The sequence below is a fragment of the Emticicia sp. BO119 genome (assembly GCF_013912375.1).
In the GTDB taxonomy this organism is placed as follows: domain Bacteria; phylum Bacteroidota; class Bacteroidia; order Cytophagales; family Spirosomataceae; genus Emticicia.
Genome location: NZ_JACETV010000002.1, coordinates 830,538 through 854,683, shown reverse-complemented (window position 1 = coordinate 854,683; position 24,146 = coordinate 830,538). Strand labels below are relative to the sequence as shown.

Genomic DNA, 24,146 nt, shown 5'->3' with positions numbered 1-24,146 from the left:
TTTAGGGTGCAATAGGTGGTTAGAGACTAAGAAGCAAGGTCAGGCTATGATGCCTGGTACTAATTTACCTGCTACGTCAGTCAGTCTGTATCTTCTGCCTAAGTGTTTATAAGTCAGTTGTTCATGATTCAAGCCCATCAGATGCATAACCGTCGCATGGAAATCATTGATATGTACAGGGTCTTTAATCACATTATAGCCGAATTCATCCGTTTCGCCATACACAATACCCGGTTTTACTCCGCCACCTGCCATCCAGATAGTATAAGCTCTTGGGTGATGGTCTCTACCATAATTATCTTTTGTAAAAGTCCCCTGGCAATAGTTGGTTCTACCAAATTCGCCACCCCATATTACCAAGGTTTCATCTAATAAACCTCTTTGTTTCAAATCCATAATCAATGCCGCAGATGAGCGGTCTACATCTTCGGCCTGCAATGGCATTTCATTAGGTAAATTACCGTGTTGATCCCACCCCTGATGGTATAACTGCACAAAACGCACACCCGATTCAGAGAGTTTCCTTGCTAATAATACATTGGCCGCATAAGTACCCGGTACCAGACACTCTGGGCCATACATCTTCACAATATGGTCAGGTTCTTTTGAAAGGTCTGTCAATTCAGGTACAGCCGTTTGCATCCGGTAGGCCATTTCATACTGCTGTACTTTGGCTTGTACTTCCGGGTCACCACTTGCTTCAAAACCTAAATGATTGAGTTCTGACAATTTATCCAACATTCTGCGGCGGGAATCTTTGTCGATACCATCAATATCTTTCAGATACAAAATCGGGTCTTCGCCACTGCTGAAAACTACACCCTGATGGGTTGAATCTAAAAAACCGTTTGTCCACAATTTAGAATAAACACCTTGCCCATTCCCCCGACCACGAGAAAGCAGTACGCAAAAAGCAGGCAGATTTTTATTCTCACTACCTAAACCATAGCTCATCCAGGCTCCCATGCTTGGTCGGTTACCTACCTGTGCTCCGGTTTGTATAAAAGTCAGTGCAGGGTCATGGTTGATAGCCTCTGTATTCATGGTTTTAATGATACAGAGCTCATCAACAATCTTGGCCATATTGGGCAGCATATCACTCACCCATGCCCCCGATTGCCCGTATTGCTTAAAACCAAAATAAGAGCCTATCAAAGGAAACTTGGTTTGATTGGCAGTCATACCCGTCAGTCTTTGTCCTCCTCTGATAGATTCCGGCAAGTCTTCTCCTGCCATTTTATTCAATAATGGTTTATAGTCGAAAGTCTCTAATTGCGAGGGCGCACCATTCTGAAACAGATAAATAATACGCTTGGCTTTAGGTGCAAAATGTGGCAGCCCCAAAGGCAACTGGGCAAGATTTTCTTCTTCGCCCGAAAATAAATTCGGCATCAATAACGAACCTAATGCCATACTGCCCAAACCTACCGCCGACTTGCTCAGGAAATGTCTGCGAGTGATATTTAGCCTGTTTTTGAAAAACTCGTTTTCCATCGGAAAAATTTATGATAAAGGAAAAGCGACAGAGAGCTAAACTCTCATAATAGCCTCTTCCATGTTGTATAACATCTGTATTGTCTGCATTAAGGCTGCCGCCGACGCTTTGTCTTTAACCGTCTCATGCTGGTATTCGCCTATATTCAAAAGCCTTTCAGCTCTTTTAGGGTCTTTTTTCAGCAAGCCTGCTTCGTTATCAAAATACTGCTTAATCACAGCCATTTCTTTTTCTTTAGGCATCCGGCAAAGCACCATTCTGAATGCCTTCTCTAACTTTTCATCTATTGAGCCTTTTTCAAGGGTCAGATTTTCTGCCAGAACTCTGGAGCCCTCAATCATTTGTGGATCATTCATCATCACTAATGCCTGCAAAGGTGTGTTCGTCCGTACTCTTTGAACTTCGCATTGGTCACGGTTACTGGCATCAAAAATAAGCATAGTTGGTGGCGGAACGGTACGTTTGATAAATACATACATCCCACGGCGATAAAGTTCAGACTCATGGTCTTGTACATATCTTGATAAACTCCCTCTGCCCGAAGTTGCCACCTCCCACAATCCCTTAGGCTGATAGGGTTTAATACTTGGCCCACCTATTTCATCGTTCAGAATACCACTGCTCGCTAATACATAATCTCGCACGTTTTCTGCGGGTAGGCGAATCCGTGAAGCACGTGCCAGCAAAATATTTTCAGGATCGGTCTTGAGATGCTTTTCAGTGATAACCGATGATTGCCTATAAGTGGCCGACATCACCATCTGTTTAACCAGCCGCTTCACATTCCATCCTTTTTCTCTGAAATCAACAGCCAGCCAGTCAAGCAATCGAGGGTGCGAGGGTAGCTCTCCCTGCATACCAAAATCCCCAAGAGTTTTCACAATGCCTCTGCCAAAAAACTGTGCCCACAGTCTGTTTACATATACTCTGGCTGTCAGCGGATTTTTATCATCTAAAAGCCATTTAACCAGCCCCAAACGGCCTTTACCATACCTGGTGGTATCATATGATAAAATGCTTTTAGGTACACCAAAAGTTACCGAGTCTCCGTGCGCATCATAATTACCTCTGTTCAGTACATAAGTGGTGCGTAATTTTGTGGTATCCTTCATCACCATTACCATTACTTTAGCCGTGTCTTTCTTATTGATAAACTTCAGTAATGATTTCACATCAGCATCTGTAATCGCCATATTCGGCGGGTCGGCATAAGAGGCATCAATAGTTCCGAACAAACCCTTTTCAGGCACCTGATTAAAGAAGGCAAAAGTGCTGTAATAATCTTTCTGAGAAATCGGGTCATACTTATGGTCATGACACTTGGCACACTCAAACGTTAATGACAAGAAAGATTTACCAAAAGTATTGGTGCGGTCGGTAACATATTCAACCCGATACTCTTCGTCAATTACCCCACCTTCCTGTGTAATCTTATGGTTACGGTTAAATCCTGTCGCCAACAGCATTTCTTTCGTGGGTTTATTACTTCCATCAGGATTAGGCAATAAGTCTCCGGCCAGTTGCCAGCTTAAAAATTTACTGTAAGGATAATTATCATTATAGGCATGAATCACCCAATCTCTCCAGGGCCACATGGTTCGCAAACCATCGTCCTGATACCCATGAGAATCGGCATAGCGGGCTACATCTAACCAATAGGTAGCCATTTTTTCTCCGTAATGCTTATTTCTTAAGAGTTCATCTACAACTTTTTCATAAGCATCAGGTGAGGTATCTTTCAGAAATTTCTCCTGCATTTCTAATGTTGGAGGCAATCCGGTTAAATCAAGGCTTACCCGTTTCAATAATTGTTCCTTATCCGCTTCTTCGTTAGGTTTAAGTCCTTTTTCACGCATTTTGTCATACACAAAATTGTCAATTTCGTTCACTACCCAGTCTTCGTCGGCCTTCGGAACATTCGTCTTTTTCGGCTCAATAAATGCCCAGTGAGGCTTATATTTTGCTCCCTGCTTAATCCATTTCTCAATCAAATCTATTTCGTGTTGGCTCAGTTTCAGGTTCGAGTCTACCGGAGGCATAATCTGCGTAGAATCTTTTGAGGTAATTCTCAGAAACACGGCTGACATTGCGGGGTTACCTGCCACAAGAGCATGGGCTTTCGGATTATCTTTCAATGCAGCGAAGGCTCCTTCCGGGGTATCTAATCGTAGATCAGCCTCTCTTTTATTGGCATCTGGCCCGTGACATTTAAAACAACGGTCAGATAAAATCGGGCGGATATGAAAGTTAAAGTCTACTTCATCAGGTATAGCCGATGTTTCGGCTGAAGCATTCGTGCAGTTCCAGACAACAGAAGCGATGCCTACCGTAATAAGGCAAACGAGAAAAAAGTATTTGAGTTTTACGGTTAAGGTTTTCATTCAGGGTGTTAAATAGAGGTTACCAGAAAACAAAATTAGTACTTTTTTTAGAAAAAATAAAACATTTTCAAACATTATTAAAAAATTTTAATAATTCATAGTCAAGTACTTGTATAGACGAGTTCATGACAAATGTATAGAAAAAATTGTAGATTATGCATAAGGCCAAAGGGTTAATATTAAACGATAGGTTTACCCGTCAAATTACTTCAAACATCAGATTTCCATTAAATACGCTAACACATTAATTATGACTATCTGATTTTCAGAATAATTACCTTAAGCTGCTTCCAATACTTAAAATTTCTCATTAATTTTAGTCATTCTCTCATTAACAGACACAAACCCATGAACCACTTCCAACGCAGGAAATTTCTGAAGATGTCTTCTGCGCTTTCATTTGCTCCCTCTTTATCTGCTCAGGCTTTTGGAGCCACAGATGCTGTCAGGGGTTCATCAGAAAACATAGTTAATTTTGTCTCAGATGGATTAAACCTTTCTCCAGCGGCATATAGTCAGTTATTAAGCGAAATCTCTAAAAAAGGTAATTTTGCAGAAGATAATTATTCACTAAAAGGTTGTGTAGAAGAATTAGAGAACAAGATGGCTCAAATTCTCGGAAAAGAAGCAGCAGTGTTTATGCCCACAGGAACTTTAGCCAATCATTTAGCAATCAGAACTCTGGCAGGGAATAACAATAGAGTGATTCTGCAACATGAAAGCCATGTGTATAATGATACTGGGGATTGTGTGCAGACATTAAGCAATCTTAATCTGATTCCTCTGGGGTTTGATAAGGCTACCTTTACGGTTGATGAAGTGAATGAAGTACTGAAACGCACTGCCGGAGGTAGAGTAGCTTCTAAAGTGGGGGTTATTTCTATCGAGTCTCCAGTGCGTAGGAAAACCGGAGAGCTATTTGATTATGAACAAATGAAACAGATTTCTGCCTTAGCCAAAACCAATGATATTAAAATGCATTTAGATGGCGCAAGGCTTTTCCTTGCCTCAGCCTATACAGGTATCAGCCCTGCTACTTATGCTTCCTTATTCGATACGGTTTATATTTCTCTTTACAAATATTTCAATGCAGCTTCCGGTGCCGTATTAGCAGGGCCAAAAGCACTGATTGAACCCATGTACCATGTCCGCCGGATGTTCGGTGGAGGCCTGCATCAGGTATGGGCGTTTGCGGCTGTAGCTATGCATTATTTAGATGGTTTTTCGGATAGATATAGCAAAGCTGTCAATATAGGTGAAGAATTGATAAAAAAATTAGATGGTCATGATCGCTTTGAAATACAACGCGTCTCAAACGGAACTAATATTTTCAAAATGACAGTAAAGGGGATTGTACCAAAAACATTTGCCGAAAACCTAAAGAAAAATGGAATCATTGCCCGCCCCAACGAAACTAATGCTTTTAATTTATTAGTCAATGAATCATTATTGAACACTAACGTTCAGGCGTTGGAAAATGGGTTCATGAATAGTCTTAAATAGATTTCCACAAGGGTATATGTAAGCATAAAAAGGTTACCATTATGGTGGGAACCTTTTTAATAACAATTGGCTAATCTGGCAAAAAACGGAATAAATACCCTAATAATTGTAAAATTAATAAAGCCATAAATTATTAATTACGTTTCCCTTTTAATTAAAGTAAACTATATGAATAAAATTATCATCTTCTTACTCATTACAATTCTCTCGTTTGCCTCTATGGCACAACAAAGAAACCCGGCCAACCAAGCCATTTATTTAGAAGACATTAGCTGGACAGAAGCACAAAAGATACTCAATAATGAAACTGTAGTAGTAATACCTTTGGGAGCCGCCTCTAAAGAGCATGGGCCTCATCTGCCACTTGCAACCGATTTTATACAAGCAGAAGGGTTGGCTAAAAGAGTAGCCTTAGAAAGAAAAGTAGTGATTACACCAGTGGTGAGCTATGGGTTTTACCCTGCCTTTTTAAAATATCCCGGCTCTACCAGTACTACCTTTGCCACAGCTACCAATATGGTAGTTGAGATTGTAAGAAGCCTGGCAGGCTATGGTCCACGAAGATTCTATATCATTAATGTAGGGGTCAGTACTACTCCTACGCTTGAAACGGCTGCCAAAACCCTGGCTGAAGAAGGTATCTTGCTCTATTATAGCCAATACAGCCGCCCCGCATTCGAAATAGCCGAAGCAAATTTCAGAACTAAAGCCTATAGCGGCCATGCCGATGAAATAGAAACTTCGAATGTGTTGAGTTTGAGACCCGATTTAGTAGATATGACTAAGGCTGTGAATGATTCCAGCATGAAAGGTAAAAGTGGCAATATGACCCCCATAATGATTGAGACCGGAAACCTCAATACAAGTGGTATTAATGGCTATGCAGCATTAGGTACCAAAGAAAAAGGGCAGAAAAACATGGCATCATTTGCCAATGAACTGATAAAGGAAATAGATAGTATAACCACTTGTGCGCTGCCAAAAGTCAAAAATAGAACAGAAGAATATGCCGCTTATGAAGGGACTTACAAAGATGCTACAGGCAGAAAATTAGAGATAAGCCAAAAAGAAAATATGCTGTATTTTATCTGGAATGGAAGAGATACCCGGAATTTTTTCCATCTCTACAAAGATGCCCCCGACTATTTTTCATCAATGAATATGAATATTCTCTTTGTAAAAAATGAGGCAGGGGTCGCCAGTAAAGCTTGGTGCCAATTCAGAGGAGAACGGTTCTGGGTTACAAGAGTGGAAAAATAGTCTCGTTTTTTAGTCTTTCAGGTTTCATCAATTTTAAAACTATACTCTTTACAAATGCATCCGAATATCAGCAAAGAATTTTTTGCTTAACCATATATCTGTTTCATCAGCTTTAATATGCAAAAACAGGCCGTCGGCTGAAATGACCCTGATAGCACTCCAGGGAATAAGCATAGGTGGGTGTCCAATTCTGAAAAACGGATTATTGGCAAAAAAAAGACCTCTCTTTGAGAATCCGACAGTCAAAGTAAACTTATATCTTGACAAACCAAATTTGCCATTTTCATTAGCAAACTGCTGGTCTACCTGTATATCTTTGGTCGTTTCATATTTTCTCGCTAAGGTCTGCCAACCCCCTACCATACCTATCAGGTAGCAGACCCCACTCTATAAACAGCCAAAAAAGATTGGAAAAACAACTACTATAGCAAATATCATCAAAGCTTGTGAGCGATTCATAAAAATAAATAATAGTAAAATTGGTCATCGGGAGATTATCTCTGATTTTTATCCAGGCCAGGGTTTCCGCTAAAAATCTTTTCCTTTAACTTAGGCATCTGCTCAATTCCTTTTAATGTTCTCAGTTTATTATTCTGAACAAAAAGCCACTCAACATTGGGTATGCCTGAAAAACTTGTCAAATCGGAAAACTCATTATTCTGTAATTCTAAACGATATAACTTCGGTAATTGCAAATCGCTTAAATCTTTCAGATGAGCTCCTTTCAGATACAATCTGTTCAATTCTGACAAAGAAGATAGAATTGATATATCAGTTATGGGTTTATCTGTCAGACCTACCCCGATCACATGGCCTTTCTGAATGCAGACTGCCAGCGGAAAGTTCTGTAGTTTCCAGTATTCGGTCAAGCGAATTTCACTTTCCGGTGTTCTTGTCTGTTTGGCAAACGAAAGGATAGCTGCTTGTTCCTGTGCAGGAATTTCAGATAAATCATACTCAAACTGCCTTGGCGATGGCTTTCCTCTATCTATTTCCATAGAAATAAAAAGAGCATAGCACGCAATACCAAAACCACTAAGTCCTAATGAAATCAGGCTTAAAAATTTATGTTCCAGAAACCCCCTTATTCCCCACCAGAAAGCCAAAATATAGAGTATCCCAGTTGTTATCAGGAGTATGTACCCTCCCCAGTCCGGAATCTTATATAGAAAAGAGCCTTTTGTGGTCAATCCTACTGTTAGCGAGTAGCCCAAGAAAAGAGTCAGCACCAGACTTAAGAAGAAGCTCTTGATTGCCATGATGGTTGATAGGTTGCCGTATGTTGATTACTTTTCGGAGCTATTTCAATATTAGCCTTTATCCAGGCTAAGTTTTTAGCGTACACTTTTGCATCTACAAAAGTGTCATAAGCTATTACAAATCCACCATCGGTCGTAGTAGTTACTAAATAAGGCTTATCAGTATCAAGCGTAAAGAAATACTTCCATTTTTCTTTCCAAGTATAGTGCGATTTATCCATAAGAGCTTCGGCTTTTTTCTTGAAATGTTCGCTTACTGTATTCGGTTCAAAAATAAAAGCCAGATAATACCTATGGTTGCTAACATAGTTTTTCCCGTTAAAATAGCCAAAAGAACTGCTCCCCTGCCAAAACAAATACCTAACCCATTCGTTAGAACGGGTATATAGCCTACCTTCAGCTAATAACCATTTTCTATTCCCCAATAGATCTATAACGGCTTTGGGTTTTTCCTCGGATTTATAGATTTTGTTTTCACTGAAGAATAGCTGTATGCTATTATCAGGTGGGGGTTTAAGAACAAATAATAAGATTATAACGGTAAGCAACGCTAATAAACTCATAGTTGCACCCCCTGCATAATGCATAGTAATAGTAAAAAACAGCCATAACCCTGTACACAAAACAGGAGCTAATACCGGAAAACCTTTTCTACCATAGAAATACATACCAGCAAAGCAAATGGCATAAAATATTGAAAAGAAACACATTCTATATATGATATTTTCGTTCATGATTATCCTGATTTAATTGTCCAACAAATATCCGATACCTGCATTTCTGAGAGAAGCAACAATTTGTAGGTGGATAGAGAAAGTTTGTTTCCGGTAGATTTTTGTATTTTATTGGATATAAACCGATTGTGTATCCTTACAATACTAATTTGTTAGATTTTACGTGTTTTTATTGTAATATTTATATATTTGTTTTAAAATTCATTGCTTTCCTATAAAATTGTAAGATGTCCAGTAATACATTTCGCAAAAAACAGCCACCGAAGAATACCCCGCGTACACCTTCAAAAGGCTCAAGTAGCAGCGGAACTCAGAAACCTATTGAGTTCAATGTGAGTACTGACAGCTACCTGTTAGCGTTTGGTATCTTTTTGCTGATTCTGTCAGTTATTCTTCTTGTTTCATTTGTCTCGCATCTATTAGTAGGAGATGCCGACCAGGATATTGTACAACGTACGTTCAGTGCTTCTCTCGAACAAATAGACCGCAAGCCAAAGAATATGATGGGCTTAATGGGAGCATATTTATCTCATTATTTTATCTTTCAATGGTTTGGAATAGCAGCCTTTGGCTGGTTACCAGTTATTTTCTGGGCGGGTTATCGGCTGGTCTTTAAAAGAGACTTATTGCCTCAAAGCCTGAATCGCTTCACACTGGCAACTATTTTCTATATCTTCTGGACAAGCATCTGTATTGGCTATTTTGTATTGATGTTCGACCTCCCTGCAGGTACTTTCTGTGGCGGTATAGGTTACTCCTTCAACAAGTTTTTAAATCACACATTAGGCTCAGGAGGTATCTTAGTTATCTTATTAGCCTTGGCTGCTTGGGTTATTTTCTTTCATGGTTATACTGATATTGATGATTGGTTTCTTGCGAAATACTTCAATCGTCCCCCGAAGGAAGATATATCTACCGAACGCATCCGAAAGGCTGTTCAGTATGATATTGAAGATAACGAGACCTCTTTTCGTGAGCCTGTAAAAAGACCTGAACCAATTCCGGTTCCGGTAACTGTAAATGATCTTTATAAAGCACCACGATATGAAGAAGAGATTGAAATACCTAAGCCTTTTGAGGAAAAACCATTCCCATTTATTGAAAAGCCTGTTCCGGCTCCGATTTCGAATAACGGAATAAAATTAGAAGTAGATAAACCTACTCCTGTAAAGAATGAGCCAATCAAAGCTGATCCGACATTTATTATAGAAGACACCAGAAGTAACGATACTTCGGACGATGATTTTAATAGTGATCTGGACGATGATGATATAAACGAAAAAGTACTGAAAGATTTTGGTTTATATGACCCGACGCTTGAATTAGACAATTATCAGTATCCACCAATTACTTTGTTAAATGAGTATAATCATGCCGGAGGGAAGGTAACTGAAGAGGAATTAGAAGCCAATAAAAATAAAATCGTAGAAACGATGCGGAACTTCCAGATTGGAATTTCAAGCATCAAAGCTACTATTGGCCCTACTGTAACGCTCTATGAAATTGTGCCGGATGCAGGTATCAGAATCTCTAAAATTAAGAACCTGGAAGACGATATTGCGTTGAATCTGGCAGCTCTTGGTATTCGTATTATTGCACCAATGCCGGGAAAAGGTACAGTCGGAATTGAGGTACCCAACAAAAATCGTGAGATGGTAACCATGAAGTCGGTGATTTCAAACGAGAAGTTTCAGAAAAGCAACTTTGAATTGCCTATAATTTTAGGTAAGACCATCTCTAATGAAGCATTTATTACAGACCTCGCCAAAATGCCGCACTTATTGATGGCAGGTGCAACCGGACAAGGGAAGTCCGTCGGTTTGAATGTAATCCTGACCTCTTTATTATACAAGAAACATCCGTCTCAGATAAAGTTTGTCTTGGTTGACCCTAAAAAAGTGGAGCTTACGCTATATAACAAAATTGAGCGACACTTTCTTGCTATGCTACCTAATTCTGAAGAAGCCATCATTACTGATACTAAAAAGGTAATTTATACGCTGAATTCACTGTGTATCGAAATGGATAGCCGATATAATTTATTGAAAGATGCAGGGGTAAGAAATATTAAGGAGTATAATGCCAAGTTTATTCAGCGCCGACTAAATCCTGAAAAGGGGCATAAATATTTACCGTACATTGTATTGGTAATAGACGAGTTAGCTGACCTGATGATGACAGCCGGGAAAGAGGTCGAACAACCAATTGCTCGCCTGGCACAGTTAGCTCGTGCCATTGGTATTCATCTGATTGTTGCAACACAGCGTCCTTCGGTGAATGTAATCACTGGTTTAATCAAAGCTAACTTCCCAGCTCGTTTGTCGTTCAAGGTTACTTCTAAGATCGATTCAAGAACAATTTTAGATACAGGAGGTTCTGAACAATTAGTTGGTAATGGAGATATGCTGCTTTCGATGGGGTCTGATATGGTGCGTCTTCAGTGTCCGTTTGTAGATACTCCGGAAGTAGAAGAAATCTGTGAGTTCATAGGTAGCCAGAGAGCATATGATTCTGCTTATATGTTGCCTGAATTCTTTGGCGATGATGAAGGCGAAACATTGGATTTTGACCCCTCAGAATTAGACCAAATGTTTGAAGAAGCTGCACGATTGTTGGTTACCCATCAGCAAGGAAGTACATCATTGATACAGAGAAAAATGAAACTGGGTTATAACCGGGCAGGCAGAATTATTGACCAGTTAGAAGGTGCAGGTATAGTAGGGCCATTTGAAGGGAGTAAGGCACGAGAGGTTTTAGTGAAAGATATTACCCATTTAGAAGAAATTTTACGAAATTTGCGATAGTATTAATCCTTGGAATAGTTTTTTAGTCTAAGGTATCAGAAAGTATCCCAAATTAACCCCATTATACATAGATGAAGAAAATACTTTTAATAATTACTAATGTGCTTTTGGTTAGCACTTTAGTATATGCTCAGAAAGACCAGAAAGCTACCGCAATTCTGGATCAAATGAGTAAAAAATATCAGAATATGAAATCGTTTAGTGCTTCATTTACTTATGGCACAGAGAGCAATAATGCTAAGATGACAGAAAGCTACAAAGGCGATGTAACAGTAAAAGGTGCTAAGTTCCGTTTAAAAATGGCAGGACAGGAAGTTTTTGCTAATGGTAAAGACCTATATACTTATGTAAAAGAAACCAACGAGGTAAATATTACAGAGTTTGACCCAACTATGCAGGAGGAACTGTCACCTACCAAAATTTATACGATCTACAAAAAAGGATATAAATATGTATTTCTCGAAGAAGTAAAGGAAGGTAGCCAGTTTTATGAAGTAGTTGAACTTTCACCGGAAGATAAATCAAGTAAAATTGCTAAGGTTCAAATCAAAGTGAATAAAAATGATAAATCGGTAAAGTCCTGGAAAGTATGGGATAAAAGTGGTAAACGTACGGTTTTCCGTGTTGACAAATTTATGCCAAATGCCCCTGCAGACGATAAAATCTTTACATTTGATAAAAAACTCTATCCTGGAGTAGAAATAGTTGATTTACGATAGTACCATTACACAATATATTGAAAATCCCTGACGCTGAAAGTACCAGGGATTTTTGTTTTATATACTCTCATAATTCTATTTCCCAACTTTTAAAAGTGACAGTGTCGCTGTTTACTGTTTCTCTAACTTGATAGTCTTTTTTAATTCAGCCTTTTGCAATACCAATAAGTAAGTTCCGGTTGGGTATTCAGATAAATTTATCTGTTCTTCATATTTGCCTCTACCCTTGGTATTCTTCAGCCAGATACGCTTTCCGCTTATATCAAATATACTCAATTCTATCGGCTTATTATCGGTCAATGTAAATTCGAAACCGAAATTCCCATCACTTGGATTAGGGAAAACCTTCAGATTAAGATCATTGGTTTCATTAGGTTCATTGGCAGTAATAGCACTCACCGTTACCACATCTGATTGTGCCTCACATCCTTTTTCGTATGCCTGCACATGATACTTGCCCGCCTGTTTGGCAGTAAAGGTATTGTTTGTAGCTCCCTGAATCGGCTGACTATCTTTATACCATTGATAGGTATAGGTTGCAACTAAAGGCACAGAAAACATAACTGTAGTATTATCAATTAAATCAGTAGAACCGCTTATCGAAAGTTTAAAATTGTCGAATGTCGTTTTGGTTATCACATGATTAGTGGTGTTGCTTATACAACCTTTGCTATCTTTCACCTGAACACTAAAGACGGTGGGTTCTTCGATTCCAAACATAACACTATCCGGACCACTACTTGAAAAATTACCTCGTATCCAATTATAAATGTAGGGAGCTTTACCATTTTTAGCTGCTGCAAAAATACTGGTACCCTCACCAGAACAAATATTATTTTTGCCAACAATACTTACAGCAGGTAGCGATAAGATGGCTATTTCAATGGAATCTTTTGAAATAATTTCAGGAGAACTTGCAGCCATTCTTAACCAGTATTTTCCAGGTGGCAGGTTAATATCGGTTTCAAATCTGAAACCTTCTCTTACCTTTTCCAGGTCTATTTTGAAGTGCTTTTGCGAAGAGGTCAATATTGCTGAAAACTGATTCTTTGTATCAAAAGTACCTTCAATAGCTGGACTGATTACAACAAAATCTCCTTGACATATCTCATTCTTTGTAACTTTGCCTGCGATAATGTTATACGAACTAATGGTAAAAGAATCTTCCTCACCCGAACAACCATTATCATAACAACGGGCACGATAAGTAGTTGCAGTTTTAGGCATAACTTCTATCTTACTTGTGCCAGACACCAGCTTTTCATGTACCTCTTCCTCTTTGCTCTTCCAGTTCCAGATAACGCTACTGCACCCTTTGGCTTCTAAAATTATCGGTTTTTCTGATGTTACTGTAGCTGAGCTGACAATAGTTGGTTTGATGATTTGCCTGCATGGGTCAAAACGAATCAAACCATTGGAAGTCAGAATAGACCAGATTTTACCTGACTTATCAACTATAATATTATTTATATTAATCTTTGAATAGCCTTCCAATTCTTTCCAGTTTTCGTTATTAAACTGAAATAATCTTTTTGGTGATTGCGAAGCTATATATACATTATTAAAATTATCTGCACTTATACTAAAACCATATCCATCTAATGGCGAATTACTTAAGTTATATGTTATCCAGTTGACCCCATCATATCTCGCTATACCCTGACCAGTATTAAATGTAACCCATAAACTCCCTGACTTATCAACTACCATTGATTGCACATCATACTTACTATCTGGTGTTTTATCTTCTGCCTCTTTTGTGAGTATATTGTATCTTTTTAGTTCGACTCTGGATCTCTGATAATTATAGCCTGCAATCCACAAATAGGATTTGCTGTTTGCAAAACTTGTAATATTAAACTGGTCTCCAAAATTTATCTGGGACTTCAGAACTCCATTTTCTATTTTGGTTATTTGTGCATCGGTAATTACTAACTGGTTATCGGGATCAATATAGTTATAATACCTCATTCCATCACCTAATAAAAATTCTTGTGAGGATAATAATGCCATAGTGCTTCGATCAAATTTTCTGAGTGCATATACTGGTTTGGGAAAAGCACCATCATATCCTCCTGTTCTTTTACTAAGTCTGGTGATAACCCATAAATTGCCTAAAGAATCTGTGTTCATTATTCCTGCAGAATTACCAATTGCTCCATTTGTATTATCTCTCGTAAAAGCCTCAGCAGTAAGTTTATTCCCATCTACTCTCGAAATACCCTCTGATGAAAGTACAAATACACCTTTATCGGTTGATACAAGTTTAGTTAAAACCCTGCCAAGATTAGGGGTAATATCATGCTTCAGGATTTTGTATTGGCTACCAATATCTGAACTTTCGGTTCTGAATTTTTTAATAATAGTACGAAATACAGAACCCGTAGGGAAAATGGTTTCTACTTTCAAAAAATATTCAGTATCCGGAGCAAGCTTACCTGACATAATGGAATAATCAAGCGTAGGTTCTCTTGAATATTTAGTGGGTTTTACCAATTTCACTGTAATAGGGTTAGAAAAATCACTATTGGCGGAGATAGTGAACTTCACATCGTACGACTCCCCATTACCCCAATAAAAGAGCGGGAAATTAATTGGCATATCGCTATCGTTATTCAAGTTATAAACAGGGAATACAATCGTATTGTCTTTCTCAATAAAATTTACTGTCTGCAATTCAGACCATGCGCCTGTAGTATTCGCATTTATAGCTCGCACTCGCCAGAAAAAAGTAGCCGCTCCCACTACCCCTGATGGTCTGAAAGAGAAATTCTGGTCTCTGCTATTTATGGTAGAATAAGCCAGTTCGGTTAATTTATAATCATCATATTCAAAATACAATTTCAACTCATATTGAGCGGCATCGGTATCTAAATCAAAAGATAAGTTATGTGTCTGATTAGGATAATCGATAAATATATTATTATTCTCAATTATACCATTTTCGGGAGTCTTTAGTACCGGGGGCAATAAGATAGTATTAGGAATAATAACAACGGCCGTGTTTGACCAACTGGAAGTACCTAATCGGTTTTGTGCTTTTATGCGTAGATAATAAGTAGTATTTTTCTTAAACTGCTGCAAAAGAACGGCGTTGATATAGGAAGAATCTGCCAAAACAATCTGAGAAAAATCTGCTGTTTCAGCCATTTCATAATAATAATTTTCGGCTGACAGGCTTGGGTTAAAAAGAATAAACGGGTTACCATCGTGTCTGATTGTATCAGCCAATACTGGAGCTTTCTCTATCTTTCCTATTTTTTTCAATTCAGTTTCTGCATGATTTTGCATTAATGCCTGACATAAAGGATGAAAAGTCAATTCTTTTTGGCAATAACTCATAATCGTGCCCCTGATATAATCTATGGAGTTTTCGTAGCAAGGCCCTTCTACAGGATAACAAAAATCAATAGCACCACCAGGCCAGTTACAGCTTTGTGTATGTGGCGAACCAAAATTATGCCCCAACTCATGTGCAATTACAGAAACATTACCCCAGGGTGAGACATTAACATTCCCTCCGGCCACGCCACCTGCGCCATAGAAAAATTTAGTGGGCAGATACATCACTTTATCAATGGGAAGGTTTTTAAAAGGGGCTTGTACCCATATATTAATTGCTTTATCTATTAATGCAAAAATATCATTGATACCATAATAAGGGTCTGTTTTCTGGTCTTTCCGGATATTGATATGCGTTACTACTAATTGGGTATTGATTTCTGCTTCGTAGATTTTTGAAACCCGCTCAATAGTTTTAGTAACCTCGTATTTAATTCTGGCAGAATCTTTATCAAAATAATTATAGGTATCAGAGTCAATATCAATACCAATACGACATAAATATAAATCATTGGTTGCCTTCCGGGTTTTCTTTTCTGCTAACCAGACAGGAGCCATGCGCATGGCCTGTAAAGTTTTTTCAGATAAATTGTTATCATTAACTCCACATGAAAAATCTTGTTTTTGAGCAAAGAGAGGAAAGTTTGTGAATAAAGTTAGGAGCAGAATCAGTGGGTAAATTCTTTTCATTGCAGCTTTTTTAGTCGGTTAAAAAGGTGATCAGGTTATTCAGCAAAAATAAACAAAAACGGGACAAATTCTCTATACTTGTCCCGTTTCTCAATCTTAATTAAATTCTCTCAAAAATAGTAGCGATTCCCATGCCTCCACCAATACAAAGGCTTACCAAACCAACGGTTTTATCTGAACGTTCCATTTCATCAAGCAGAGTTGTAGAAAGAATAGCCCCCGTTGCACCAAGTGGGTGCCCTAAAGCAATAGCACCACCATTCACATTCACTTTGCTATGGTCTGCGCCCAATTTATCCATGAATAGCATGGGTACTGCGGCAAAGGCTTCGTTAATCTCAAAAATATCTATATCATTTATGCTCATTCCGGCTCTCTTTAATACTTTTTGTGTCGCAGGTATAGGCCCTGTCAACATAATCGTAGGGTCTGATCCTACTATGGCAAAAGACTTGATTCTGGCTCGTGGCTTCAAACCTAACTTTGCTCCAGTCTCTTTATTACCTATCAGCAATGCCCCGGCCCCATCGCTGATTTGAGATGAGTTTCCGGCATGATGCACGTGATTGATATTCACTAAATGATTGTATTTCATTAAGGCCAAGGCATCAAGCCCCATGCTGCCTATCATTTCAAATGCTGGTTTGAGTTTGCTTAATGATTCTACAGTTGTCTCCGGTCTGATACCTTCGTCTCTCTCCAAAACCGTCAGTCCGATTTCATCCTTCACAGCCACCATTGATTTATAATAGCCATTCTTTTGTGCTTCTACTGCTCTGCGAACTGACTCAGCCGCAAAAGTATCTACATCATTTCTTGAATAACCATATTTTGTAGCAATCAAGTCGGCAGAGATACCTTGTGGTACAATCTTATGATGAGATATCAGTTGTGGGTTCATCATCAAAGCGCCTCCATCAGACCCCATTGGCACGCGTGACATAGATTCTACCCCACCAGCTACCAATAAATCTACCTGACCAGACATCACATAAGCGGCCGCCATATTAATAGCCTCCAGGCCAGATGAACAGAAACGATTCACTTGTACACCGGCCACTGTCTGGGAGTAACCAGCATCTAATACTGCCGCACGAGCAATATCGCCTCCTTGCTCGCCAATTGGGGATACACAACCTACAATAACATCATCGACAAGACTGGTATCTAAATCATTACGTTCTTTTAAAGATTTTAAGACCGTTGAAAGTAATTGTATAGGCTGAACATCATGCAGAGAACCATCAGATTTGCCGCGACCGCGGGGAGTGCGGATGGCGTCATATATATATGCTTCCATTAGTTGAATAGTATGTTTTTAAATAAGAATTAGTATGCTTGCATACCTCGTATGACAAAACTAAGAAATACTTTAGTTTGAAGCAAGCACATAAAATATTACCTTTGTTAGAGTCTGTTTAAACAGGCTCGTAAAGCTATTATCTCCTTTTCCCTCACATGATTTCCTTATTTCGTAATGCTTTCGGTGGACTCTCCCGGCAAGTGTGGTTATTGGCAATTGTGATGTTCATCAATCGTAGCGGTACGATGGTCATTGCTTTCCTGACAGTTTATCTGACTCAAAAACTGAATTTCAGTGTGCGGGAGGCCGGGATTGTCATGACTATGTTTGGCATTGGTTCTATTTTTGGTACATGGATGGGTGGAAAACTGACTGATAAAATAGGCTACTATCCTGTACAATTCTGGAGCTTGCTTTTAGGTGGAATCATGTTTATCGTGATGGTGCATACTCAACATTTCTACCTTCTCTGTATTTATGCTTTTTTGTTGAGCACCTTTGGCGAAGCCTACCGTCCGGCTAACTCTGCTTCTATTGCCGATTTCAGCACACCAGAAACTTTTACACGCTCGGTTTCAATGATACGTTTAGCCATTAATTTAGGCTGGTCTATCGGCCCTGCCATTGGTGGTTTTTTAGCGGCAAGAAACTATGATTTACTTTTCTGGGCAGATGGGCTGACCAATATCGGGGCAGGACTATTTGTATGGACTTTTCTGAGAGGGACAAGAAGGCACAAAGAAACGATAGCCACAGAAGTCGTCATCAATAAAAGAGATTCGGCGTTAAGAGACCGCACGTATATGATATTTATTGTACTTGCATCATTATATGCTATTGCCTTTTCGCAACTATTTACCATCGGGCCGCTTTTTTATAAACAGGCTTGTAATCTGACAGAAGTACAGATTGGATATTTATTAGGGCTAAATGGCCTGGTAGTAGCCATATTTGAGATGGTTTTTATTTATAAAATTGAAGGAAAATTCAAACGTTTATCGCTTATCAGTTTCGGGGCTTTTCTTGTAATACCGAACTACATTATTTTCTTGCTTACACACAATTATACGTGGCTGCTTGTAGGGATTATCTTTGCAACCTTCTCCGAAATGTTTGCCATGCCATTTATGAACGCCTTTAGTATTGAGCGAGCAAAACCTCATAACAGAGGTCAGTATTCGGCGCTGTATGCCATGAGCTGGTCGGTAGCCCAGATTTCTGCACCTTTGATAGGTACACAAACCATCGCCTTATTTGGTTTCGATGCACTTTGGTATATCTTAGGGTCGTTGGGTTTAGTAGCGACTATAGGATTTGGAGTTTTACGCAAAAAATTAACATAAGACCCCTCTTCTTTAAGAGAAGTATAGTATAGGGTTCAATTTACCGTCTGCAATACTACCTACAGGCTTGCTGTCAAGCCACGTCTGCCAGTCTGCCATTCGATACTCATTGGTAGGTTCAATCACTTTAATATCCTTGTCCATATAAATCATGGTCATTACCTTACGAGCTCTGCCAGATTTATTTGCTCCTGCTCTATGATACGTCCACCCCGCATGATAACTCACTTCACCTAAGTCAAAAGGTGTATCGTTCATGCTGAATTGTTTCAGGGTTTCTGTCAATAATGCTTCCGATTCGTCTGATATTTCTTTATCCCGACCAATCTCTACATTCTGACTTTTTTCGGCAAATGCCAGTGGTCCCATTTCCATAGGTGTAGCCTGCAAAGGTATCCATACGGTGATCGTATTCGGGTTTGATAAAGGCCAGTAAAACTGGTCAGCATGCCAGGGTGTTATACCTCCTGTTGCTTCTTTGTAAAGGGCTTGGTCATGATAGAGTCTCACACCGGAGACTCCCATCAATTCCGTAGCAATTCGAGCCAGACGTTTAGAAAAAACAAACTCTTTTACCTCCTCGTTTTCCCTCCACATATTCATAATTTGTAAAAAGGCCTTTTCATAAGTCGTGCGCTCTTCCATCGGTTTCGTGAGCTTATTCAGTTTGAAAACCCATTCAGTAATAATTTCGCCATAGTAAGCTAATACATCAGCAGAAAGTACATTTTTGAGTTTTACATAACCGTTTTCTCTATAAAAAGCGATGGCTTCGTCTGACAAATAAAAAGGTTCGTTGAGTTGGTGCAAAAGCGACGCTTTCTCTGAATGAGCAGTCATTGCTTAATCATGTTAAGGTTGAATAGAGTGCTGCAAAGTACGATAGAATTTTTCTAAGAAAAATCTTTATTATTTTCATTTTTATATAGTATTTTAACATAAATTTGTTCATCGAAACACGTATAATGTTAATTAATGTGTTTTACCAAACTGAAATACGTCTATATTTTCTTTGTCCTGATCACTTTGCATGAAAGCCTTTTTTGAGAAAATATCAGCAGATGAAGGTTCGTCATTTCTGACCCGATATGTTGCGTTACCACAATTCGACTCACCTTTGCATTATCATCCAGAGTTTGAATTAACATTGATAGTACAAGGACAAGGCAAAAGATTTGTGGGAGACCACGTGGCCGATTTTGAAGCAGGTGATTTAGTACTATTAGGCTCTAACCTCCCCCATTTCTGGCGGAGTGATGTAAATTCAAAAAATGATGGAGAGCTCCATGAAGCAATAGTGATTCAGTTTTCCACAGATTTTGCAAATAATATCTTGGCAAACCTGCCTGAATGTACGTCTATTATAACCATTTTAAATATAGCCAAGACTGGTGTCAGATTTCCGCAAACACTTGCCCATTTTATATGGAAAGTACTTGAAACAGAAGGTGTGAATCGTTTAGTGGCTTTAATTAATGCATTAGAACAACTGGCTAAAACCGAAGAGTATGAGCTTCTGGCAAGTAATGGTTTTAATATTAAACCTGATGAAACAGAAAATGAGCGAATGAGAAAGATAATAGAGTTTACTTTAGAAAATTTTAAAGAAGATATTCCGTTGGAAACTATTGCCGAAGTAGCCAATCTTACTGTTCCATCGTTTTGCAGATATTTTAAATCTCGTACAAGAAAAACCTATGTGTATTTTCTTAATGAGATACGCCTGAGCAATGCCCGCAAAATGCTAATGGATAATCAATTGGATATAAGCCAAATTTGTATAGAGTGTGGTTTTCAGAATCTTTCACACTTTCACAGGATTTTTAAGACTCAGACAGGTGTTACACCAATGGTTTATCGCAGGAGTTTTGGATGATTTATTCAGGGGCAATCCGAACAATCCTTTATCAGTTAATTTAAAATCAGCGAGAATTTATTGACCTCTCTTGAAAACCCCTTTAGGATCTTCTTTCTTTTCTAATAATGCCTGCAAAATTTCATTGTTGGCATTTTGCGGATCGATTTCGTATCCTTTATGAAAATTTTCCCAAGCCTCATCAATCTGGTTATTAGTTAATCTTGCCAATGATAATTGCATATATGCATTGGCACATTCAGGAGATTTTCTAATTGCACTGGCTAAAAGATCAAATGTTTTTTCAAGATGTTCAGTATTTTTATCAACCATAAACCATTTCAGATATACTGTAGATAAATCAACCATCAGAGTTACATTGTCTTCATCTTCTAATTCCAGACCATGCTCCATCAAACTCACAGCATCTTCATACTTTTCATTCTGATAGTTAATTACACCTAACCCCCAATAAACATCTATATTTTCATCATCAAGCAAATAAGCCAGATTAAAACGATAAGTAGCAGTATCTTTCTGACCCTCACTTAAATATTCCCAGGCTCTAACAGAGAAAAAATCACTTGCCTCTTTGCGATTTTTAAAGTTTACATCGCAAACTTTCAAAAACTCAGCATCAATAGCTTTCTGGCTATCGGTTTTATCATATCCGCCAAACAGAGGCATTAGATGGATATTTATTCCGGCAGGAGCAAAGTGTTTTTTTGTGTTCTTTTTTTCAGTTTCCTGAATAAAAGAATTGGGCTTGGTAGTGTGCGTAGTGCTTGATGAAAAAACACTCACGTTTGTACTCTGTGAACGAAAAACAGGTTGTTGCGCCAGTAGCTCGACTGATATAAGTACAGATACACACGAAAACAAATACAATCTCATCACTTTTCTTGACATGAACATCGAATAAATAACGAGTGATTTGCTAAATTATTAGAATTTTAAAAAATTTAATAAATCAACGGGGAACTGTTATTTCAATGGATCAGTAAATTGTTTATAATTGGCTCATGTAAGGGAAAGCTATTTATAAAATAGAGAGAAGTACTATGCTATTACTTCTCCATATAGGTCAAATTCAGTAGCATCGGTGATTCTGACATTAGCAAAATCTCCTCTGCGAACATATTGGGAAGCAGGTACCAATACTTCATTATCCACTTCCGGAGAATCAAACTCCGTCCTTCCAATAAAGTGTCCACCTTCTTTTCTATCAAATAATACTTTAAATGTTTTACCTATTTTCTCCTGATTCAATTCCTGCGAAATACCCTGTTGCAATTCCATAATTAAATCATTACGTTCTTGCTTAACTTCGGTTGGCACATCATCAGACATTGAATAAGCATGGGTGTTTTCTTCGTGTGAATACTGAAAAACGCCTAAACGCTCAAATCTGGTCATTTCTACAAAACGATACATTTCCTCAAAATGCTCCTCTGTCTCACCCGGATGCCCTGTAATCAGAGTAGTGCGCAAGGCAATATCTGGTACGGTATCCCGAATAGTTTTAATAAGGTCTTCTGTTTTTTCTCTTGTAATACCTCTTCTCATGATTTTCAACATTTCTGTTGAGCCATGTTGCAAAGGCATATCAAGGTATTTACAGACATTTGAACGATTCTTGATAACATCTAAAATATCTAAAGGAAACCCTGAAGGATAGGCATATTGTAAACGAATCCACTCAATTCCTTCTACATCAGATAATTGGTCGAGTAAATTAGCTAATTCCCGTTTCTTATACAAGTCTATACCATAATAAGTTAAATCCTGTGCCAATAGAATTAATTCTTTAGTACCCTTTTTTACAAGATTTTTAGCTTCCAGCACTAATTGCTCAATCGGTTTTGATAAGTGTTTACCACGCATTAATGGAATTGCACAAAAACTGCAAGGGCGGTCGCAACCCTCCGAAATCTTCATATATGCATAGTGGGCAGGAGTAGTCAATAAACGCTCTCCCACTAATTCCTGCTTATAGTCTGCTTTTAAAGTCTTTAATAAACGAGGTAATTCGTTGGTACCAAACCAGGCATCAATCGTTGGGATTTCTATCTCTAACTCATCTTTATAACGGTGCGATAAACAACCTGTTACATATACTTTATCCACTACACCAGCATCTTTGGCATCAGCATAGCGAAGAATAGTATCGATTGACTCCTGTTTGGCATTATCAATAAAACCACAGGTATTGATAATGACTATATTTGCATCATCCTTTTTTGACTCATGCGTTACGTTGTAGCCATTTCCCTTCAATTGCGTATAAATGTCTTCGGAATCGACCAGATTTTTTGAGCAACCAAGCGTAACTATATTTACTTTATTTTTGACAGAACCTTTAGTTTTCAACTTTGTATTGATTGGAATTTGATAATATAGAATAGCTTAACGGCTATTCAGCCTACAAAGTTCGGAAAAGAATAGGAGATTAAAAAATTGAGGAGAATTAACAGTCTTAATTACAAGTATTTATCAATATAGCTACATTTATGTATTGGTAATTCTGTGGCAATTGAATTGCCACAATCTGTGTAAAGGAACTTAAATATTTCAAGGTTGTATCACATCATGCCGTTAGTTACAATTTGGTAAAATTTATTATCATCAATCAAACAACTTATAGTAGTTTTATTCCTACCTCACGATAACTCGCCAATTCCATTGCCCTATTATCTAATTCAGTAATCAGGTAATCTATTTCATTGGGTTTACAGATGCCGCCTCTACAAACCGTATCCAGTTTTTCGGAGATAGATAGAACTACTAATTTTTTAGAGGCCCTAATCATAGCTTTTTTCACTTGTACTACTTCCAAATCAGAGTCTGTCACTCCAAACTTTGCATCAATACCGTTGGTTCCTACCATGCACATATCGAAAGACATCTCACTTAATTTCAGAATAGAATCGCCGCCAACACATATCTTTGCATCTTTCGATAGTTTGCCACCTATAAAAATTACTTCTATATTAGGATGTTTCAATAGTTCTTCTGCTGTCATTAAGCTTACAGTGCAAAATGTTGCATTCAAATCTTTAGGCAATAATTTGATCACTTCTCGTAAGGTAGTTCCTCCACTGGTTAGAATCAGCATACCATCATGAATAAGGCTCATGGCTTTTTGAGCTATAATAAGTTTTTGTTCGCGGGCATAAATCGCATCTTCACTACTATTACCAGAATAGGAGACAGACAAAGCTCCTCCATGCACTTTCACCAATTTTCCAATTTCTGCTAATTCATTCAGGTCTCGTCTGATTGTGTCTTCTGAAACGTTGAGCTGACTACACAGGTCTGATGACAGAACTTTGTTGTGTAAATTAAGTTCTTTAATAATAAAATCCTGTCTTTCTTTTTTTAATAGTAAAGGCGTTGCGACTTTGTGCATTATTATTTTGCGGTTTTATGCAATTTTACATCAACTAAATTATATATTT

At 38.3% G+C, this 24,146-nt stretch carries 17 protein-coding genes; 6 read left to right on the top strand and 11 right to left on the bottom strand.

All coding sequences use genetic code 11. The annotated features are described in order from the left end of the window. Nucleotides 1–39: 39 nt before the first annotated feature. Both H1R81_RS10445 and H1R81_RS10440 read right to left on the bottom strand, forming a co-directional pair. Nucleotides 40–1,494 (bottom strand): DUF1501 domain-containing protein, encoded by a 1,455-nt coding sequence (locus H1R81_RS10445; RefSeq protein ID WP_181840652.1) that lies wholly within the window; start codon nt 1,492–1,494, stop codon nt 40–42. 36 nt (nt 1,495–1,530) lie between these two features. Further along, the gene (locus H1R81_RS10440; protein WP_181840651.1) at nt 1,531–3,876 is read right to left on the bottom strand and encodes a PSD1 and planctomycete cytochrome C domain-containing protein; all 2,346 of its coding nucleotides are present in this window, start codon (nt 3,874–3,876) and stop codon (nt 1,531–1,533) included. Between the two features lie 348 nt (nt 3,877–4,224). Between H1R81_RS10440 and H1R81_RS10435 the strand changes: the two genes are divergently transcribed. After that, on the top strand, nt 4,225–5,379 hold the full coding sequence (locus tag H1R81_RS10435) for a low specificity L-threonine aldolase (RefSeq protein WP_181840650.1): 1,155 nt from the start codon (nt 4,225–4,227) through the stop codon (nt 5,377–5,379). Between the two features lie 168 nt (nt 5,380–5,547). Continuing rightward, entirely contained in the window at nt 5,548–6,639 is a 1,092-nt protein-coding gene (locus tag H1R81_RS10430) for a creatininase family protein (RefSeq protein ID WP_181840649.1), read from the top strand. Nucleotides 6,640–6,687: 48 nt separating this feature from the next. Here the strand turns inward: H1R81_RS10430 and H1R81_RS10425 are convergent, their stop codons facing one another. From H1R81_RS10425 to H1R81_RS10415, 3 genes are all read right to left on the bottom strand, one after another. Beyond that, nucleotides 6,688–7,002 carry a hypothetical protein gene (locus H1R81_RS10425; RefSeq protein WP_181840648.1) on the bottom strand — a complete coding sequence of 105 codons (315 nt, stop codon included), beginning with the start codon at nt 7,000–7,002 and terminating at the stop codon, nt 6,688–6,690. Nucleotides 7,003–7,133: 131 nt separating this feature from the next. Next, nucleotides 7,134–7,898, bottom strand: a complete 765-nt coding sequence (locus H1R81_RS10420; protein ID WP_181840647.1) for a hypothetical protein — start codon at nt 7,896–7,898, stop codon at nt 7,134–7,136. After that, nucleotides 7,874–8,632 (bottom strand): hypothetical protein, encoded by a 759-nt coding sequence (locus H1R81_RS10415; RefSeq protein WP_181840646.1) that lies wholly within the window; start codon nt 8,630–8,632, stop codon nt 7,874–7,876. Before H1R81_RS10415 ends, H1R81_RS10420 begins: the two co-directional genes overlap by 25 nt. A 227-nt stretch (nt 8,633–8,859) precedes the next feature. On the opposite strand from H1R81_RS10415, the gene H1R81_RS10410 reads away from it, so the two are divergent. Then, nucleotides 8,860–11,436, top strand: a complete 2,577-nt coding sequence (locus H1R81_RS10410) for a DNA translocase FtsK (protein WP_181840645.1) — start codon at nt 8,860–8,862, stop codon at nt 11,434–11,436. A gap of 71 nt (nt 11,437–11,507) precedes the next feature. After that, a complete protein-coding gene (locus tag H1R81_RS10405; RefSeq protein ID WP_181840644.1) occupies nt 11,508–12,155 on the top strand; it encodes an outer membrane lipoprotein carrier protein LolA in 648 nt (215 codons plus the stop codon). Nucleotides 12,156–12,266: 111 nt separating this feature from the next. On the opposite strand, the gene H1R81_RS10400 is transcribed toward H1R81_RS10405, so the two are convergent. Then, nucleotides 12,267–16,187, bottom strand: a complete 3,921-nt coding sequence (locus H1R81_RS10400; RefSeq protein WP_181840643.1) for a T9SS type A sorting domain-containing protein — start codon at nt 16,185–16,187, stop codon at nt 12,267–12,269. Between the two features lie 100 nt (nt 16,188–16,287). Then, nucleotides 16,288–17,487, bottom strand: a complete 1,200-nt coding sequence (locus H1R81_RS10395) for an acetyl-CoA C-acetyltransferase (RefSeq protein ID WP_181840642.1) — start codon at nt 17,485–17,487, stop codon at nt 16,288–16,290. A gap of 158 nt (nt 17,488–17,645) precedes the next feature. On the opposite strand from H1R81_RS10395, the gene H1R81_RS10390 reads away from it, so the two are divergent. Beyond that, the gene (locus H1R81_RS10390; RefSeq protein ID WP_181840641.1) at nt 17,646–18,833 is read left to right on the top strand and encodes an MFS transporter; all 1,188 of its coding nucleotides are present in this window, start codon (nt 17,646–17,648) and stop codon (nt 18,831–18,833) included. A 12-nt stretch (nt 18,834–18,845) separates the two neighbouring features. On the opposite strand, the gene H1R81_RS10385 is transcribed toward H1R81_RS10390, so the two are convergent. After that, nucleotides 18,846–19,673: a phytanoyl-CoA dioxygenase family protein gene (locus H1R81_RS10385; RefSeq protein WP_181840640.1), complete on the bottom strand. Its 828-nt coding sequence runs from the start codon at nt 19,671–19,673 to the stop codon at nt 18,846–18,848. 190 nt (nt 19,674–19,863) lie between these two features. On the opposite strand from H1R81_RS10385, the gene H1R81_RS10380 reads away from it, so the two are divergent. Continuing rightward, nucleotides 19,864–20,709: an AraC family transcriptional regulator gene (locus tag H1R81_RS10380; RefSeq protein ID WP_181840639.1), complete on the top strand. Its 846-nt coding sequence runs from the start codon at nt 19,864–19,866 to the stop codon at nt 20,707–20,709. A gap of 57 nt (nt 20,710–20,766) precedes the next feature. Here the strand turns inward: H1R81_RS10380 and H1R81_RS10375 are convergent, their stop codons facing one another. From H1R81_RS10375 to H1R81_RS10365, 3 genes are all read right to left on the bottom strand, one after another. Next, a complete protein-coding gene (locus H1R81_RS10375; RefSeq protein ID WP_181840638.1) occupies nt 20,767–21,582 on the bottom strand; it encodes a hypothetical protein in 816 nt (271 codons plus the stop codon). A 165-nt stretch (nt 21,583–21,747) separates the two neighbouring features. Further along, nucleotides 21,748–23,058, bottom strand: a complete 1,311-nt coding sequence (gene rimO / locus H1R81_RS10370) for a 30S ribosomal protein S12 methylthiotransferase RimO (RefSeq protein ID WP_181840637.1) — start codon at nt 23,056–23,058, stop codon at nt 21,748–21,750. A 268-nt stretch (nt 23,059–23,326) separates the two neighbouring features. Further along, the gene (locus H1R81_RS10365) at nt 23,327–24,097 is read right to left on the bottom strand and encodes a DeoR/GlpR family DNA-binding transcription regulator (RefSeq protein ID WP_181840636.1); all 771 of its coding nucleotides are present in this window, start codon (nt 24,095–24,097) and stop codon (nt 23,327–23,329) included. Nucleotides 24,098–24,146: the final 49 nt, after the last annotated feature.